This window comes from Pseudomonas sp. P5_B2 (assembly GCF_056400445.1).
Genome location: NZ_JBFULH010001343.1, coordinates 1 through 688, shown reverse-complemented (window position 1 = coordinate 688; position 688 = coordinate 1). Strand labels below are relative to the sequence as shown.

Sequence of the window (688 nt, the reverse complement as noted above, 5' to 3'; positions counted from 1 at the left end):
AGTTGGCCCAGTGCCCGGATTTCTCCCACAGGCTGCGGTCAACGACTTGTGGAGTCTTGATCTCCAGGTAACCGTTGTCGCGCTGAACTTTGCGCATGTACTGCTCGAGTACTTGGTACAGGGTCCAGCCGTTCGGGTGCCAGAACACCATGCCCGGCGACTCTTCCTGGGTGTGAAAAAGGCCCAGGCGTTTGCCGATTTTGCGGTGATCGCGCTTCTCAGCTTCTTCGATGCGCTGGATGTAAGCCGCCAGCTGCTTCTTGTCCGCCCATGCGGTGCCGTAAACGCGCTGCAATTGCTCGTTTTTGGCATCGCCACGCCAGTAGGCGCCGGACAACTTGGTCAGTTTGAAGGACTTCAGGARACGCGTGTTCGGCACGTGCGGGCCGCGGCACATGTCGACATATTCTTCGTGATAGTACAGGCCCATGGCCTGCTCGTTCGGCATGTCCTCGACCAGACGCAGTTTGTAGTCTTCGCCACGGGCCTTGAACACTTCGATCACTTCGGCGCGCGGAGTGACCTTCTTGATCACGTCATAATCTTTTTCGATCAGCTGCTGCATGCGCTGTTCGATGGCGGCCAAGTCGTCCGGAGTAAAAGGACGCTCGAAGGCGATGTCGTAATAGAAGCCTTCGTCAATGACCGGCCCGATCACCATTTTGGCGGTCGGGTACAACTGCTTGAC

At 57.2% G+C, this 688-nt stretch carries 1 pseudogene; it reads right to left on the bottom strand.

Annotation, left to right across the window (positions count from 1 at the left end):
- Positions 1-688, bottom strand: a pseudogene (locus AC1DRJ_RS31115) (threonine--tRNA ligase); the annotation flags it as partial.